General features: G+C 66.1%; 17 protein-coding genes. 7 read left to right on the plus strand and 10 right to left on the minus strand.

The genetic code is table 11. The features are described 5' to 3' along the window. Positions 1 to 101 precede the first annotated feature (101 nt). Together DF286_RS02130 and DF286_RS02135 are read left to right on the plus strand one after the other, a co-directional pair. Positions 102 to 338, plus strand: a complete 237-nt coding sequence (locus tag DF286_RS02130; protein WP_109269939.1) for a DUF6356 family protein — start codon at positions 102 to 104, stop codon at positions 336 to 338. 17 nt (positions 339 to 355) lie between these two features. After that, a complete protein-coding gene (locus tag DF286_RS02135; RefSeq protein ID WP_341533226.1) occupies positions 356 to 1,483 on the plus strand; it encodes a DmpA family aminopeptidase in 1,128 nt (375 codons plus the stop codon). A 40-nt stretch (positions 1,484 to 1,523) separates the two neighbouring features. Here the strand turns inward: DF286_RS02135 and fghA are convergent, their stop codons facing one another. The 7 genes from fghA to pgi all read right to left on the minus strand — a co-directional run bounded on the left by fghA (position 1,524) and on the right by pgi (position 9,116). Next, positions 1,524 to 2,363, minus strand: a complete 840-nt coding sequence (gene fghA / locus DF286_RS02140; protein ID WP_109271928.1) for an S-formylglutathione hydrolase — start codon at positions 2,361 to 2,363, stop codon at positions 1,524 to 1,526. After that, complete coding sequence (locus DF286_RS02145; protein WP_109269940.1) at positions 2,363 to 2,746, minus strand: VOC family protein; 384 nt, start codon at positions 2,744 to 2,746, stop codon at positions 2,363 to 2,365. The genes fghA and DF286_RS02145 overlap by 1 nt, the downstream gene beginning before the upstream one ends. A gap of 26 nt (positions 2,747 to 2,772) precedes the next feature. Continuing rightward, positions 2,773 to 3,885: an S-(hydroxymethyl)glutathione dehydrogenase/class III alcohol dehydrogenase gene (locus tag DF286_RS02150; protein WP_109269941.1), complete on the minus strand. Its 1,113-nt coding sequence runs from the start codon at positions 3,883 to 3,885 to the stop codon at positions 2,773 to 2,775. 116 nt (positions 3,886 to 4,001) lie between these two features. Next, positions 4,002 to 5,273 carry a homogentisate 1,2-dioxygenase gene (gene hmgA, locus DF286_RS02155; protein WP_109269942.1) on the minus strand — a complete coding sequence of 424 codons (1,272 nt, stop codon included), beginning with the start codon at positions 5,271 to 5,273 and terminating at the stop codon, positions 4,002 to 4,004. A 152-nt stretch (positions 5,274 to 5,425) separates the two neighbouring features. Continuing rightward, on the minus strand, positions 5,426 to 6,775 hold the full coding sequence (gene gorA / locus DF286_RS02160) for a glutathione-disulfide reductase (protein WP_109269943.1): 1,350 nt from the start codon (positions 6,773 to 6,775) through the stop codon (positions 5,426 to 5,428). Further along, positions 6,772 to 7,614, minus strand: a complete 843-nt coding sequence (locus DF286_RS02165; protein WP_109269944.1) for a retropepsin-like aspartic protease — start codon at positions 7,612 to 7,614, stop codon at positions 6,772 to 6,774. Before DF286_RS02165 ends, gorA begins: the two co-directional genes overlap by 4 nt. Beyond that, positions 7,611 to 9,116, minus strand: coding sequence for a glucose-6-phosphate isomerase (gene pgi / locus DF286_RS02170; protein WP_109269945.1), 1,506 nt, complete (start codon positions 9,114 to 9,116; stop codon positions 7,611 to 7,613). Before pgi ends, DF286_RS02165 begins: the two co-directional genes overlap by 4 nt. 47 nt (positions 9,117 to 9,163) lie before the next feature. Between pgi and DF286_RS02175 the strand changes: the two genes are divergently transcribed. From DF286_RS02175 to era, 5 genes are all read left to right on the plus strand, one after another. Beyond that, positions 9,164 to 9,619, plus strand: coding sequence for a MarR family winged helix-turn-helix transcriptional regulator (locus tag DF286_RS02175; RefSeq protein WP_207789989.1), 456 nt, complete (start codon positions 9,164 to 9,166; stop codon positions 9,617 to 9,619). Then, positions 9,616 to 10,818, plus strand: coding sequence for an MFS transporter (locus tag DF286_RS02180; RefSeq protein ID WP_109269947.1), 1,203 nt, complete (start codon positions 9,616 to 9,618; stop codon positions 10,816 to 10,818). Before DF286_RS02175 ends, DF286_RS02180 begins: the two co-directional genes overlap by 4 nt. Before the next feature lie 194 nt (positions 10,819 to 11,012). Continuing rightward, positions 11,013 to 11,858 carry a signal peptidase I gene (gene lepB, locus DF286_RS02185; protein WP_109269948.1) on the plus strand — a complete coding sequence of 282 codons (846 nt, stop codon included), beginning with the start codon at positions 11,013 to 11,015 and terminating at the stop codon, positions 11,856 to 11,858. Between the two features lie 2 nt (positions 11,859 to 11,860). Further along, on the plus strand, positions 11,861 to 12,532 hold the full coding sequence (gene rnc, locus DF286_RS02190) for a ribonuclease III (protein WP_109269949.1): 672 nt from the start codon (positions 11,861 to 11,863) through the stop codon (positions 12,530 to 12,532). Next, positions 12,529 to 13,422: a GTPase Era gene (era, locus tag DF286_RS02195; RefSeq protein ID WP_109269950.1), complete on the plus strand. Its 894-nt coding sequence runs from the start codon at positions 12,529 to 12,531 to the stop codon at positions 13,420 to 13,422. The genes rnc and era overlap by 4 nt, the downstream gene beginning before the upstream one ends. A 10-nt stretch (positions 13,423 to 13,432) precedes the next feature. Here era and DF286_RS02200 read toward each other — a convergent pair whose 3' ends face one another. The 3 genes from DF286_RS02200 to DF286_RS02210 are packed head-to-tail and all read right to left on the minus strand — an operon-like array spanning position 13,433 to position 15,009. Next, a complete protein-coding gene (locus tag DF286_RS02200; RefSeq protein WP_109269951.1) occupies positions 13,433 to 13,729 on the minus strand; it encodes a type II toxin-antitoxin system RelE family toxin in 297 nt (98 codons plus the stop codon). Continuing rightward, positions 13,716 to 13,979: a type II toxin-antitoxin system Phd/YefM family antitoxin gene (locus tag DF286_RS02205; RefSeq protein ID WP_109269952.1), complete on the minus strand. Its 264-nt coding sequence runs from the start codon at positions 13,977 to 13,979 to the stop codon at positions 13,716 to 13,718. The genes DF286_RS02200 and DF286_RS02205 overlap by 14 nt, the downstream gene beginning before the upstream one ends. Before the next feature lie 31 nt (positions 13,980 to 14,010). Continuing rightward, positions 14,011 to 15,009, minus strand: a complete 999-nt coding sequence (locus tag DF286_RS02210; protein ID WP_109269953.1) for an NAD(P)H-quinone oxidoreductase — start codon at positions 15,007 to 15,009, stop codon at positions 14,011 to 14,013. Positions 15,010 to 15,088 lie beyond the last annotated feature (79 nt).

Here is a 15,088-nt window from a genome sequence, read left to right on the forward strand (position 1 = left end):
GACAGCCCCTCAGTCTGGATAGCCAGGACGGATGGCGCTATGACGGCCTAGACACGGCCGGGGCAAGTGCCTTTCGCCCCTTACAACAACGGACGAGCGCAATGACGGGCAATCCCTTCACCCACCACCCGCATGAAGTCGGCGAAACCTATGGCGAGCATTTCGCCCACGCGGGCCGGTCCGGCTTGAGACTGGTGGGAAGCGGCCTTGCCTGCCTGATCCACGCGGTGTTCCCGTTCCTGTTCGTCCATACCGCCAGCGACACGGTGCGCGACATGCACCGGGGCATCGCCAGGCGGGTCGATGCGCCCAATTGGGAACGGCATCCGATCATCTGAGCGCAAGAACGGGGGGCATGATGCGAGGACTTGCCTTGGCGGCGCTGCTGCTGTTGGTGCCGTCCATGAGCGACGCCAGGCCGAGAGCACGTGAGGCGGGGATCGAGATCGGCATCCTCTCGCCGGGGCCGCTCAACGCCATCACCGACGTGGCGGGTGTCGAGGTCGGGCACGTCACCCTGATCGAAGGCCAGACGATCCGCACGGGTGTCACCGCCATCCGTCCCCACGGCGGCAACCTCTATCAGGACAAGGTCCCGGCGGGCTTTGCGGTGGCGAACGGCTACGGCAAGTTCATGGGCTCGACCCAGATCAGGGAGCTGGGCGAGATCGAGACGCCGATTCTCCTCACCAACACCATGTCGGTGCCTGAAGCAGCGGCGGGCATCATCGAATGGACGATCGCACAGCCCGGCAATGAGGAAGTGCGGTCGGTCAACGCCGTGGTGGGCGAAACGAACGACGGCTATCTGAACGACATCCGCGCCCGGCGCGTCCGCAAGGAGGCCGCGATCGCGGCCATCGACGCGGCGCAATCCGGTCCGGTTCAGGAAGGCTCCGTCGGCGCCGGCACCGGCACCATCGCCTTCAGCTGGAAGGGCGGCATCGGCACCAGTTCGCGCAAGCTGCCGCAGACGCTTGGCGGCTATACCGTCGGCGTGCTGGTGCAGAGCAATTATGGCGGCGCCCTCGTCGTCGACGGCGCGCGCGTCGGGGAAGCGCTCGGAAAATATTATCTGAAGAACGAGGTCGCGTCGGACGAGGCCGACGGCTCGGTGATCATCGTGATCGCGACGGACGCCCCGCTATCCGATCGCAATCTCGAGCGCCTCGCCCATCGCGCCTTCGTCGGGATCGCGCGGACGGGGTCGCCGATCACCAACGGCTCGGGCGACTATGCCGTCGCCTTCTCGACCCACGAGGCGGTGCGCCGGCCCCCCGCCCGGCGCGAGGCGGCGAGCACGATCGGAGAGCTGCCGAACGAGATGATGTCGCCGCTCTTCCAGGCCGCCGCCGAAGCGACGGAAGAGGCGGTGATCAACTCCCTGTTCGCCTCGGAGACGATGGACGGCCATCAGGGCCGGATCGAGGGGCTGCCGATCGAGGAGGTCGTGCGGCTCCACCAGCGCATCAAGGGTGACTGAGCCCGGTCTCCCGGGGGACGAAGGTTTTACTTCAGATGCCCTAACTGCCTAGCCGCTCCGCGTGCCAGCGGAGGTGATCCTCCATGAAGGTCGCGATGAAATAATAGCTGTGGTCGTAGCCCTCCTGCATCCGCAGGGTGAGCGGGATGCCGGCCTTTTCGCAGGCGTCAGCGAGGAGCTCCGGCCTTAGCTGCTCCGCCAGGAAGTTGTCGGCCATGCCCTGGTCGACGAGCAGTTCGGGCACCCGCGCCCCGTCCTCGATCAGAGCGGTGGCGTCGTAGCGGCGCCAGGCGGCACGATCGGCACCGATATAGCCGGTGAGCGCCTTCTCCCCCCACGGCACCCGCGCCGGAGCGACGATAGGGGCGAAGGCGGAGACGGATTTGAAGCGGTCCGGAGTCTTGAGCGCGAGCGTGAGCGCGCCATGGCCGCCCATCGAATGGCCGGTGATCGCCTGGCGCTCCATGTCAGCCGGGAAATGCTCGGCGATCAGCTCCGACAGCTCGCGCGTGATGTAGCTTTCCATGCGGAAATGCTTCGACCAGGGCGCTTCGGTCGCATCGACATAGAAGCCGGCGCCCTTGCCGAAATCATAGGCTTCGTCATCCGCCACATCGTCGCCGCGCGGGCTGGTGTCCGGGGCGACGAAGATCAGGCCGAGCTCGGCGCAGGCCCGGCGATATTCGCCCTTCTCGGTCACGTTGGCGTGGGTGCAGGTGAGGCCGGAGAGATACCAGACGACCGGCAGCTTCACGCCTTCGGCATGCGGCGGGACATAGACCGAGAAGACCATGTCCGTCCCGGTCTCGGCCGAGGCGTGCCGATACACGCCCTGCACGCCGCCGAAACACTTGTTGGTCGAGACGGTATCGAGCGCCATCATTGCGCCGGTCTATAGAGGCCGCAAAGCTTGTTTCCGGCCGGGTCGCGCAGATAGGCGAGGTAGAGCTTGCCGAAGCCGCCCTCGCGATATCCCGGCGGATCCTCGCAGGTCGTTCCGCCATGGGCGAGGCCGGCGGCGTGCCAGGCATCGACCTCTTCGGGGGACGCGCCCGCAAAGCCGACCGTCCCGCCATTGGCATGGCAGGCGGCCTCTCCGTTGAGTGGCTTGCTGAGCATGAACAGCCCGCCATTGTGCATATAGAACACGCGGCCCTTGTCATCGATGCGGCCTGGCTTCGAGCCGAGCGCTCCGAGCACCGCATCGTAGAAGGTCTTCGACTTCTCGACGTCGTTGGCGCCGAGCATCACGTGTGAAAACATGCTTTCCTCTCCCTGTGGCGATGACTTCAATAGACCACGACGCTGCGAATGCTCTCGCCCGCGTGCATCAGGTCGAAGCCCTTGTTGATCTCTTCGAGGCTCAGCACGTGGGTGATCATCGGGTCGATCGCGATCTTGCCGTTCATGTACCAGTCGACGATCTTCGGAACGTCGGTGCGACCCTTGGCGCCGCCGAAGGCCGTGCCCTTCCAGACGCGGCCGGTGACGAGCTGGAACGGGCGGGTGGCGATTTCCTTCCCCGCCTCGGCGACGCCAATGATGATGCTCTCGCCCCAGCCGCGGTGACAGGCTTCCAGGGCGGTTCGCATCACCTCGGTATTGCCCGTCGCGTCGAACGTATAGTCGGCGCCGCCGTCGGTCAGCTCCAGGAGCTTCGCGACCGTCTCCTCGCGCGACAGGCCCTTGCTGTTGAGGAAGTCGGTCATGCCGAACTGGCGGCCCCATTCCTCGCGGTCGGGGTTGATGTCGACGCCGATGATCTTGTCGGCGCCCACCATCTTCGCGCCCTGGATGACGTTGAGGCCGATGCCGCCGAGGCCGAACACGACGACGTTGGCGCCCGGCTCCACCTTGGCGGTGTTGACCACCGCGCCGACGCCCGTGGTGACGCCGCAGCCGATATAGCAGCTCGTCTGAAACGGTGCGTCCTCGCGGATCTTGGCGACAGCGATCTCGGGCAGGACGGTGAAGTTCGAGAAGGTGGAGCAGCCCATATAATGGTAGATGGGCTGGCCCTTGTAGCTGAAGCGCGTCGTGCCGTCGGGCATCAGGCCCTTGCCCTGCGTTGCGCGGATGGCGGTGCAGAGGTTCGTCTTGCCGGAGAGGCAGGATTTACACTGGCGGCATTCGGGCGTGTAGAGCGGGATCACATGGTCGCCCGGGGTCACGGAGCCGACGCCCGCGCCGACCTCGCGCACGATCCCCGCGCCTTCATGACCGAGGATCGAGGGGAAGATGCCCTCGCTATCGAAGCCGTCGAGCGTGTAGGCGTCGGTATGGCAGATGCCCGTCGCCATGATCTCGACCAGCACCTCGCCGGCCTTCGGCCCCTCCAGGTCGAGCTCGACGATCTCGAGGGGTTTCTTGGCTTCGAACGCCACGGCGGCGCGAGTCTTCATGATGCGGGTCTCCTTGTCGTGCCGCCTCCTACCCCTTCGTCACGAGTGAAGTCGAGGGCGCTGGCACGGACTCATCGCATACGCCCCTCGACTTCGCTCGGGACGAACGAGGATGGCTAGGGCAGCTTCGCCTTCGGGAAGCCGCCCCAGGCTTGGTCGTAATCGAGCTGCATCTGCTCGCAGTTGAGGGCGAACTCCGTGGGCCGGAAAGGCCAGCAGCTTTCGACCATGAAGGCCATCGTGCCTTCGATCCTGTGGGGCTTCAGCTCCGCCTCGCTCGCGCCCTTCCAGCTGGCGACGTCGGGGCCGTGGCCGGACATCATATTGTGCAGGGACATGCCGCCCGGTGCAAAGCCCTCCGCCTTGGCGTCATAGGCGCCGTGGATCAGGCCCATGCACTCGCTCATCACGTTGCGGTGGAACCAGGGCGGGCGGAACGTGTCCTCGGCGACCATCCAGCGCGGCGGGAAGATAACGAAATCGGCATTGGCTCGCCCGGGCACGTCGGACGGCGAGGTGAGGACGGTGAAGATCGACGGGTCGGGATGGTCGAAGCTGACCGTGCCGATCGTGTTGAAGCGCGAGAGATCGTATTTCCAGGGGGCGAGATTGCCGTGCCAGGCGACCACGTCGAGGGGCGAATGATCGAGCGTCGTCGTCCAGAGCGAGCCCAGATATTTCTGCACAAGCTCGAATCCGCCGTCCCGGTCCTCATAGGCGGCGACCGGCGTCTCGAAATCGCGAGCGTTGGCGAGGCCGTTGGAGCCGATCGGCCCCAGCTCCGGAAGGCGGAAGAGGCTGCCATGATTTTCGGCGACATAGCCCCTCGCCTCCCCGTCCGGCAGCAGCGCGCGGAAGCGGACGCCGCGAGGGACGAGCGCGATCTCGCCCGGCGCCACGTCGATGCGGCCGAGCTCCGTCAGAAGGGCAAGGCGGCCCATCTGCGGGATGAACAGCAGCTCCCCGTCGGCGTCGACGAAGAAGCGGTCCTCCATGTCGCGATTGGCGCGGTAGACGTGGACGGCCACCCCCTCCAACTCGGCGGGATCGCGGTTTGCGACCATGGTCACCAGGCCGTCGATCAGGTCCGTCGGGCCGTCCGGCATGGGGAGCGGGTCCCAACGCAGGCGGTTGGGCGCGAGCGGCTCGTTCGCGGTGCCGGGCGCGAAGAGCTTGGCCCCTTGGTAGCGGCCATAGGGCGGATGCTCGGCGCTGGGACGCATCCGATAGAGCCAGGAGCGGCGGTTCTCGTGGCGGGGCGCCGTAAAGGCAGTGCCGGACAGCTGCTCGGCGTAGAGGCCGTGCGCCGGCTTCTGCGGCGAATTGCGCCCTTGTGGCAATGCACCCGGCACCGCCTCGGTCGCGAAATGGCTGCCAAAGCCGCTCATGTAGCCCTTAATGGTCACGCTGCCTTGTCCCTAGCTGAAGTCCTTCGAGACGCCGTTTCGACAAGCTCAACGGCTCCTCAGGATGAGCGGCTTATATCAACTCGCTCATCCTGAGTAGGGACTGAGCTTGCCGAAGTCCCGTATCGAAGGACCTATCGCATCAGCACCAGTTCTTCCGCCATGGTCGGGTGAAGCGCAACCACGGCGTCGAAATCGCTCTTCTTGAGCTTGGCCTTGACGGCGATGGCAGCGGCCTGGAGGATTTCGGGCGCGTCCGGGCCGATCATGTGGATGCCGACCACTTCCTCGGTCTCGCCATCGACGACGAGCTTGTAGAGCGCCCGTTCGTTGCGGCCGGCGAGGACGTTTTTCATCGGGCGGAAATCCGACTGGTAGGTCTTCACCGTGCCGAGCCGATCGCGTGCCTGGCCTTCGGTAAGCCCGACGCTGGCAACGGGCGGGTGGCTGAAGACGGCCGAGGGGATGCTTTCATAATCGACCCGCGTCGGCTTGTTCCCGAACACCGTGTCGGCGAAGGCGTGGCCCTCACGAATGGCGACAGGGGTAAGCTGGACCCGGTTGGTGACGTCGCCGACGGCGTAGATGCTGTCGCAGCTGGACTTGTTGTCGGCGTCGACCATCACCGCGCCTTTCTTGTCGAGCTCGACTCCTGCGGTTTCGAGACCGAGACTGTCGGTGTTCGGCCTGCGCCCGATGGCGAAGAGGATGGCGTCGGCCTCGATCGGCTCGCAGCCGGTGAGGTAAGCCGTCAGCGTTCCATCCTCCCCCTTCTCGATCTTCTGGAAGGCGGCATTGAACTTGAAATCGATGCCCTTGGTGATCGAGATCTGGAGCAGCCGATCGCGCAGCGCTTCCTCATAGCCGCGCAGGATGGTGTCGGAGCGGTTCACCACCGTCACCTTGCTGCCGAACTCGTGGAAGATGCCGGCGAATTCGTTGGCGATATAACCGCCGCCGGTGATCAGGATGCGCTTCGGCAACGCGTCGAGGTGGAAAACCTCGTTCGACGAGATGCCGTGCTCGGCGCCGGGAAAGTCGAGCATGACGGGCGTCGCGCCGGTAGCGATCAGTATCTTGCCGGCGGTGACGGTGCGGCCGCCGGAAAGCTTCACCTCATGCGGCCCAGCGACGGTCGCCCTCTCCTTGATGATTTCGACCTTATGGCGCTCGAGATTCTCGGTGTAGAGGCCTTCCAGCCGGTCCACCTCGGCGAGGACATTGTCGCGCAGGGTCGGCCAATCGAAGCGACAGTCCGGCACTTCCCAGCCGAAGCGGCGGGCGTCCTGCAGGTCCTCCGCGAAATGGGCGCCGTAGACGAGCAGCTTCTTGGGAACGCAGCCCCGGATGACGCAGGTGCCGCCAACCTTATGCTCCTCGGCGATCGCCACCTTCGCGCCATGGGCCGCCGAGACCCGCGAGGCGCGCACGCCGCCGGAGCCGGCACCGATGACGAAAAGGTCGTAGTCGTATTTCTGGCTCATTCACGAGGCTCCAGCCAGACGGAGCGCCCGGCAAAATCGGTGGTGATAAGGAAATGCTTGAGGATCGAGGTGCCGATATTGAGGTCGGTGGCGGTCTCGCCCGGGTCGATGGCGGCCGGCACGTCATGAAAGGTGCGGCCGGCGAGGGTCAGGCTCTTGAGCCGCACTATGTCGCGATCGACAGCGCCACCCAGCCCGCCGCCGCTGCGTCGCTCGACGATGCGGTCGGACGATGTGAGGCCGATCTTCTCGGCATAGGCGCGCCCTACCATCACGTCGCTGCCATTGCCGAGATCGAAGGCGGCCTGGACAGGCCCATGCCCCTCGATCGCGGCGGGAATGGTCGGGATGCCACGCTGATCGGTTACGGGAAGAGGATCGCCCGTCGCCGGAGCCGCGTCGGCGAGAGCGATCGAGCCGCCCTCGAGGTCGATCCGAAACCGCGCGCGATCGAACAATTCGCGGCCAAGAATCATCGGAACAGGCCGCCCGATCAGCCGCGACAACACTTCGTCGAGGTCGAGAATGGCAACCTTCTGGTTCAGCTTCACGCCGGCCGCGTCGACGGCGACGCCTTCCGCAAAGCTCGCTTCCATCTCGTTCGCGCCCGATCCGCGGGCAGTGGCACTGCCGGTGGAGGCGAGGCCGAGCTTCGCCGCGAAGTCATCGTCGAGGATGGTCATCTCGGCCCCGGAATCGAGAAGGGCGGTGCTGGCCTGCCCGTTCACCGTCACCGGAAGGAAAAGGCGATTGCCGAACATCTCCAGCGGTTCGGCCATGGCTGGAGCGAGCGGCGCCACGGCGAGCAGAGCCGCCCCTAGCCAGTGGATCGATTTCACGCCTGTTCCTCTCCAAATGCACGCGCGATCAGCGCCTTGGTCGACGGATCGAAGTCAAGATCGCCGCCGCCATCGATCGCCTTGGCGATCTCCTTGCCAAGCTCGACGCCGAACTGGTCGAACGGATTGATGCCGAGCAGCACCGCATTCGCGAAGGTGCGATGCTCGTAGAAGGCGATGAGTGCACCAAGCGTGCGTGCATCGACGCGGTCGAGGAGGATCGTCGTCGAGGGCCGGTCGCCGGGGTAGCTGCGCGCCGGATCGTCCGCCTCCCGGCCCGCCATGAGCGCCGCGGCCTGCGCGAAGCAGTTGATAAGGAGCTGGCGATGGTGGTCGAAGGCGAGGCCGTGTTCCGGCTCGATCGCGGCGACGAACTCGACCGGCACCAGATGCGTGCCCTGATGGAGGAGCTGGAAGACGGCATGCTGTGCATCAGTGCCGACGCCGCCCCAGACGATCGGCGAAGTGGCGCGGCTGACGGGCTTTCCATCCGAGGTCACGTTCTTGCCGTTCGATTCCATTTCGAGCTGCTGCAGATAGGCCGGGAGCAGGCGCAGCCGCTCGTCATAGGCGAACACGGCGCGCGTCTCGGCAGCGCGGAGGTTCGCATAATAGCGATCGACGAAGGCGGCGAGGATGGGCGCGTTCTCGGCCAGGGGCGCCAGGCGGAAATGCCGATCCATCGCGGCGGCGCCTTCGAGCAGCTCCTCGAACGCTTCCCAGCCTAGCGCCAGCGCGATGGGGAAGCCGATGGACGACCAGAGCGAGTAGCGGCCGCCCACCGTCTCGGCGAAAGGTAGGATGCGGGTCTCGTCGACGCCGAACTCCACGGCTTTATCGGGATTGGCGGTCAGCGCGACGATGCGGCCATAAGGGTCATCAACCCCCGACTCCTGCATCCAGAGCAGCGCCGATTGGGCGTTGAGCATCGTCTCGGAGGTGGTGAAGGTCTTCGACGCGATGACCAGAAGGGTGGTCTGCGGATCGAAGCGGCCGAGCGCGGCTTCGAGGGCCGCGCCGTCGACATTCGAGACCACAGCCGTCTCATAGCGCTGTTCGTCGCGGCCGAGCGCGTCGATCAGGAAATCGGGGCCAAGCGCGGAACCCCCGATGCCGATGTGGAGGATCGATCGGATCGGCCCGAACGCCTCCGCCTCGATCGCGTCGATCAGGGCGCGCATGCGCGCGTGGAAGCCCTGGGCGCGGGCGACGCTCTCGGGCGCCCCCTGCCCCCGCTCCGCCGTATGCTCCGCCGCCCGGCCTTCGGTGACATTGACGGTCTTGCCGGAGAAAAGCGCCTCTCGGGCGCCGGCCAGATCGCGCGTTTCGGCCAGGGTTTCGAAGCCGGCGAGCAATGTCTCGCTCAAATGGGTTTTCGAAAAGTCGAAGCGGATGCCCGCCTCCTCGACGGACAGGCGCGCGAGGCGATCGGGTTCGGACTCGAACAGGGTGCTGAGCGGCTGGACCTCGGCCTCTTCCAGCGGCTTCCATGCGTCCTTCATTCGCTTTCCTCCTGTTCTGGCGGTCTATCTAGGGATGCTTCGCGGCAATGCCAATTGACGCTATCGCCGATAGGTGTAATTACACGCTTATGCTCAGCACGCTCTGCGCCTGCAACAAGCTCCGCCGCTCGGCCCGTATCGTCAGCGCGCTCTACGATGAGGCACTGGCGCCGTCCGGGCTGACGGTCGCGCAATTCTCCCTGCTGCGGATGCTTCAGCGTGCCGGCCCGTCCTCGCTCAGCGAATTCGCCGAGGCGAGCGGTTACGACCGCACCACACTCAACCGCACCCTGGCGCCGCTGGAGGCGAAGGGGCTGGTCGAGTCCAAGCCCGGCAAGGACCGGCGCAGCCGTATCGTCGCCATCACCGGCGAGGCGACGCAGGCGATGCGCCGGGCCCAACCGCATTGGGAAGAGGCGCAGGCGCGGATCGAGGCCGCGCTCGGGCCCGACCACGGCAAATTGTTCGAGATGCTGGACCGGATCGAGGAGATGCGGGCATGACCATGCGCAGGCCCTGGATCGTCATCCTTTCGGCGGCCCTGATCGTCACGCTCGCCATGGGCGTGCGCCAGTCCTTCGGCCTGTTCATGCCCCAGATGAGCATGGCGCTCGACATCGGCCGCGAGACGTTCGGGCTGGCGGTGGCCATCCAGAATCTGCTGTTCGGCCTCACCCAGCCCTTCGTCGGCGCCATCGCCGATCGGCACGGCGCCGGCCGCGTCGTCTTCTGGGGCGCGCTCGTCTATGTCTCCGGCCTCGCCCTTGCCGCCTGGACGGGAAGCGCGCTCGGCCTGCACCTCTCCTTCGGCCTGCTCATCGGTCTTGCGATGGCGGCGACCACCTTTGTCGTCGTGCTCGGCGCCGTCGGCCGAGTGGTCGCGCCGGAGCGCCGGACCCTCGCCTTCGGCATCGTCACCGCCGGCGGATCGCTCGGCCAGTTCCTGGTCGTGCCCGGCGCGCAGATGCTGATCGGCGAGCTCGGCTATCGGATAGCGCTGATCGTGCTGGCCGGTGTGGTCGCGCTGATCGCCCTTCTCGCGCTCGGCGTCGCCGGGCGGCCGGAGGGCGGGCCCGACGGGGGACCGAGTCAGTCCCTCGGCGCCGCCTTGCGCGAAGCGGCCGGACATCGCGGCTATTGGCTGCTCAACGCCGGCTTCTTCGTCTGCGGTTTCCAGCTGGTCTTCATCGCCACCCATTTTCCCGCCTATCTGACGGATAACGGCCTTGGCCTCGCCGTCGGCGCCCAGTCGCTCGCGCTCATCGGCCTGTTTAACATCTTCGGCTCTTACATTTTCGGCCTGTCCGGCGATTATCTGCGCAAGAAATATGTGTTGAGCGGCATCTATGCGGTGCGCGGGCTCGTCATCCTGCTGTTCCTCGCCCTGCCGTTGACGCCTGCGAGCGCCCTCGTCTTCGCTTCTGTGATGGGCTTCCTCTGGCTCGGCACGGTGCCGCTCACCAGCGGCCTCGTCGGCCAGATATTCGGGGTCCGCTATCTCTCTACCCTCTACGGCATCGTCTTCATGAGCCATCAGCTGGGGAGCTTCTTCGGCGCCTGGCTCGGCGGGCTCATCTACGACCGGAGCGGGTCCTACGACGCGGCCTGGGCCGCCGCGATCGGGCTGGGCTTCGTCGCCGCCATCCTGCACCTTCCCATCAGCGACCGACCGGTCGCGCGGCTGGAGCCCACCCCGGCATGAAGCGCCACCTCCTGCTGCTCGCCGCTGTGGCGCCGCTGCTCGTGGGCGGCGCCTGGCTCTGGCGCGACCAGGGGACGATGATCGCGCTCGGCGAGTTCGTCGCCTCGTGCTTCTAGCGTCGGTAGCCGGCCCCATCGAGGAACAGATCGCCTGATCGCTTGACCGGCCCCGCCGCCCAAGCGAAAGCAGCGTCGATGGACAGCGAAACCCGCCTCGAGACCCGCTCTTCGGCGCCGCCCGCGGAAAGGAAGAAGGAGGGGTTTCGCGAGACGACGCGCTTCCTCCTCCTGCTGTTCGTCTTCGCGCTGGTCCTGAGGAGCTTCATCGTCGCACCCTTCAGTATCCCGTCGGGATCGATGCTGCCGACGATGATGATCGGCGACTATCTGTTCGTCGCCAAATGGCCTTACGGCTATTCGCGCTTCAGTCTGCCGTTCGGCCTCGGCAGCTTCGACGGCCGCATCCTCGCCGACGCGCCGGAGCGGGGCGACATCGCCGTGTTCCGCTATCCCGGCGGCGGCGACGACGATTATGTGAAGCGCGTCATCGGTCTTCCCGGCGACACGGTCCAGATGAAGGACGGGGCGCTGTGGCTGAACGGGACGGAAGTGCCGCGCGTCCGCGTCGCCGATTGGCTGATGCCGATCACCCCCAACAGCCCCTGCCGCACCGTCGATCCCGAGGCCGCCCGCGTGGTGGAAGATGAGGACGGCAACCGCTTCTGCGCCTATGAGCGCTATCGCGAGACGCTCCCGGGCGGCGAATCCTACTACATATTGGACCAGATCGACGGCATCGCCGACGACACGCCGCTCCACGTCGTCCCGGAAGGCCATTATTTCATGATGGGGGACAATCGCGACGACAGCCTCGACAGCCGCTTCTCGCTCGCTGCCGAGGGCGTCGGTTATCTTCCCCACGACTATCTGATCGGCGAGGCGATGATCGTGTTCTTCTCGACCGACGGCGCGGCCGAATGGCTGAAACCCTGGACCTGGATTTCGGCCGCGCGCTGGGACCGGATCGGGGAGACCTTCTAAGCATGAGTAGCGCCGAAGGGATCGCCGACTGGGTCGAGCAGACGCTCGGCCACCGCCCGGCCGACGCCGCCTTGTTCAAGCGGGCCCTCACCCATGGCAGCCGGGGCGACGAACATTATCAGCGTCTGGAGTTCCTCGGCGACCGCGTGCTCGGCCTCGTCATGGCGAGCTGGCTCTACGAGCTGTTCCCGGAGGAGCCGGAGGGCAAGCTCTCGCGCCGATTCAACAGCCTCGTCTCGCGCGAAACCTGCGCGGAGGTGGCGCGAGCGTTCGGCGTCGGCGGGCATGTCATCCTCGGCAAGCAGGCTCGCGACGATGGCGCCGCCGACAGCGACAATGTGCTGGGCGACGTCGTCGAGGCATTGATCGGCGCGCTCTACCTTGAAGCGGGGCTCGACAAGGCCACCGCCTTCGTCCGACGGGCTTGGGCAGATCGCCTGAGGCAGGACGACCAGGCCCCCAAGCACCCCAAATCCGCCCTCCAGGAATGGGCGGCGGCGAACAACCGGCGCCCGCCGGCCTACGAGCTCAAGGGTCGCTCGGGGCCGCACCATGCCCCGAGATTCATTGTCGAGGTGGCGATCAAGGGTGTCGGCGAGGCGAGCGCCGAGGGCTTGTCCAAACAGGAGGCCGAGACGGCCGCCGCCAAGGCGCTGCTGGAGAAACTGACATGACCGAACGTTGCGGCCTGGTCGCCGTGGTGGGCGCGCCCAATGCGGGCAAGTCGACGCTCGTCAATGCGCTGGTGGGCCAGAAGGTCGCCATCGTCAGCCCCAAGGCGCAGACCACGCGCGTCCGCCTGATGGGCATCGCCATCCAAGGCGAGGCGCAGATATTGCTGCTCGACACGCCCGGCATCTTCGCGCCGCGGCGGCGCCTCGACCGGGCGATGGTGGCGGCCGCCTGGGGCGGCGCGCAGGACGCGGACCTGATCGCCCTGGTGATCGACGCCAAGACGGGTTTCTCGACGCGGATCGAGGAGATGCTCGATACGCTGAAGGGCCGCCGCGAGCCGAAGATCCTCGTCCTCAACAAGGTCGACGTGACAGCCAAGGAGGAGTTGCTGACACTCACCGCACGGCTTAGCGAGCGGCTCGATTTCGAGGAGATCTTCATGGTTTCCGCGACCACCGGCGACGGCGTCGGCGACCTCAAATCCGCCCTCGCCGCGCGCATGCCGGAAGGCCCTTGGCACTTCCCGGAGGAGCAGGTCTCCGATGCCACCGACCGCATGCTCGCCGCCGAAGTCACCCGCGAGCAGCTCTACCACCAGCTCCACGCCGAACTGCCCTATGCCAGCGCGATCGAGACCGAGAAATATGAGGAGCGGAAGGACGGTTCGGTCGCCATCCACCAGCAGATCCTCGTGGGCCGCCCCACGCAAAGGGCGATCGTGCTGGGCAAGGGCGGCGCCCGCATCCGCGAAATCGGCGCCGCCGCCCGCCAGGAGCTGAGCCAGCTCCTCGGCCGCAAGGTCCACCTCTTCCTGCATGTGAAGGTTAAGCCGGACTGGGAGGAGGATCGGGGGCTCTACCGGGACATCGGCCTGGATTGGGTGGAGTAGAAGTCGTCAGTCAGTCCGAACCGACGCGTCCTGCCGCTATCTTATAAACCAAGTTGCGGTCGCGCTTTCCCACGGCAACGACAACCACTGTCACCGTCTCATCCTCGACACGATAGACGAGCCGATAACCTGCCGATCGAAGCTTGATCTTATAGCATCCTGGCATCCCCGACAGGCGCGAGGCGGGCGCATGCGGCTGCACCAATCTTTCAACCAGCTTTTTCTTGAACTGCTCCCGCACATTGGAGCCGAGCTTTTCCCATTCCTTGAGCGCGGTCGGCAGAAAGGCGAGCCTATAGCTCGTCAAGCGAAACCTCTATCGGGGTTTCACCGGCTCGCTCACGAACCATCGCCGCCAGCTCGATATCCTCAAGTCGGTCGACAAGTTCTTCCCATGCTGCCGCGGGCACGAGGTAGGCGGAAGGCGTATTGCGGTTGAGGATAGCGACCGGAAAACCCTCGGCCGCTTCGATTACGGCTGAAGGATTCTTCTTGAGGTCGCTGATGCTGACGCTCGCCCCGGCGAGAAGCTGATCAAGCAATGGATGTGCGCCCATGACCTTTTAATAGGGCTTGCAACTGGTCATGTCAAGAAATGGTGAGGACGATCTTTCCCACATGCTGGCTGCTTTCCATTCGCCGGTGGGCGTCGGCGGCGCGTGAGAGTGGGAAAGTGCTGTCGATGACGGGGCGGATATGCCCGGCCTCCAAATGCGGCCAGACCTGGCGGCGCAGGTCGTCCGCCACGCTCGATTTGAACTCGACCGAGCGGGGGCGGAGGAGGGAGCCGGTGAGGGTGAGGCGCTTGGCCATGATCGGCCAGAGCGGGATTTCGGCCTTGGCTCCACGCTGCGCGGCGATGGAGACGTGGCGGCCCTCCTCGGCCAGGCAGGCGAGGTTGCGCGGGACATAGTCGCCGCCGATCATATCGAGCACCACGGCGACGCCGCTCGGGGCGAGGCGCTTCACCTCCTCGACGAAATCCTGTGTCTTGTAGTTGATGGCGTGGGCGGCGCCGATCTCCTTCGCGCGGGCGCATTTCTCCTCGGAACCCGCGGTGACGAGGACGGTGAGCCCGAAGACCTTCCCGAGCAATATGGCCGTGGTGCCGATGCCGCTCGTGCCGCCGTGGGCGAGGACCGTGTCCCCTTCCCGCGCCCCGCCGCGCTGGAAGAGATTGCTCCAGACGGTGAAAAAGGTTTCCGGAAGGGCCGCCGCTTCGAGCATGGTGAGCGGTGCCGGCACGGGAAGACATTGTCCGATGGGCGCGGCACAATATTCGGCATAGCCGCCGCCACCGACAAGGGCGCAGACCTTCTGTCCCGCCATGGCCGAATCGACGTCGTCGCCGACGGCCACGACCTCTCCGGCGATCTCCAGGCCGGGAATGGTCGGCGCCCCCGTGGGCGGCGGATAAACGCCCATCCGCTGTGCCACGTCCGGCCGATTGACGCCCGCGGCCGCCACTTTCACCAGCACCTCGCCCCGACCGGCCTTCGGCACCGGTCGCTCCACCAAGGTGAGGACCTCGGGGCCGCCGGGGCCCTCCGGGTCGATCGCGGCCGTGGTGGCTGGAAGGGTGGTCATCACGTCACGCTCTCCAAAAGAAATCTGGGGATATTTCGGGGCCGTGATTGACTCAAGCGCGCCATCGGCGGACTCTTCG

Origin of the sequence: Sphingosinicella humi, assembly GCF_003129465.1 — a bacterium.
Taxonomy (GTDB): domain Bacteria; phylum Pseudomonadota; class Alphaproteobacteria; order Sphingomonadales; family Sphingomonadaceae; genus Allosphingosinicella; species Allosphingosinicella humi.

What these genes read in the sequence shown, in the direction of transcription:
- DF286_RS02130 (WP_109269939.1), top strand. Translation starts at nt 102, where the DNA reads ATGACGGGCAATCCCTTCACCCACCACCCGCATGAAGTCGGCGAAACC.
- DF286_RS02135 (WP_341533226.1), top strand. Translation starts at nt 356, where the DNA reads ATGATGCGAGGACTTGCCTTGGCGGCGCTGCTGCTGTTGGTGCCGTCC.
- fghA (WP_109271928.1), bottom strand. Translation starts at nt 2,363, where the DNA reads ATGGCGCTCGATACCGTCTCGACCAACAAGTGTTTCGGCGGCGTGCAG.
- DF286_RS02145 (WP_109269940.1), bottom strand. Translation starts at nt 2,746, where the DNA reads ATGTTTTCACACGTGATGCTCGGCGCCAACGACGTCGAGAAGTCGAAG.
- DF286_RS02150 (WP_109269941.1), bottom strand. Translation starts at nt 3,885, where the DNA reads ATGAAGACTCGCGCCGCCGTGGCGTTCGAAGCCAAGAAACCCCTCGAG.
- hmgA (WP_109269942.1), bottom strand. Translation starts at nt 5,273, where the DNA reads ATGAGCGGCTTTGGCAGCCATTTCGCGACCGAGGCGGTGCCGGGTGCA.
- gorA (WP_109269943.1), bottom strand. Translation starts at nt 6,775, where the DNA reads ATGAGCCAGAAATACGACTACGACCTTTTCGTCATCGGTGCCGGCTCC.
- pgi (WP_109269945.1), bottom strand. Translation starts at nt 9,116, where the DNA reads ATGAAGGACGCATGGAAGCCGCTGGAAGAGGCCGAGGTCCAGCCGCTC.
- DF286_RS02175 (WP_207789989.1), top strand. Translation starts at nt 9,164, where the DNA reads ATGCCAATTGACGCTATCGCCGATAGGTGTAATTACACGCTTATGCTC.
- DF286_RS02180 (WP_109269947.1), top strand. Translation starts at nt 9,616, where the DNA reads ATGACCATGCGCAGGCCCTGGATCGTCATCCTTTCGGCGGCCCTGATC.
- lepB (WP_109269948.1), top strand. Translation starts at nt 11,013, where the DNA reads ATGGACAGCGAAACCCGCCTCGAGACCCGCTCTTCGGCGCCGCCCGCG.
- rnc (WP_109269949.1), top strand. Translation starts at nt 11,861, where the DNA reads ATGAGTAGCGCCGAAGGGATCGCCGACTGGGTCGAGCAGACGCTCGGC.
- era (WP_109269950.1), top strand. Translation starts at nt 12,529, where the DNA reads ATGACCGAACGTTGCGGCCTGGTCGCCGTGGTGGGCGCGCCCAATGCG.
- DF286_RS02205 (WP_109269952.1), bottom strand. Translation starts at nt 13,979, where the DNA reads ATGGGCGCACATCCATTGCTTGATCAGCTTCTCGCCGGGGCGAGCGTC.
- DF286_RS02210 (WP_109269953.1), bottom strand. Translation starts at nt 15,009, where the DNA reads ATGACCACCCTTCCAGCCACCACGGCCGCGATCGACCCGGAGGGCCCC.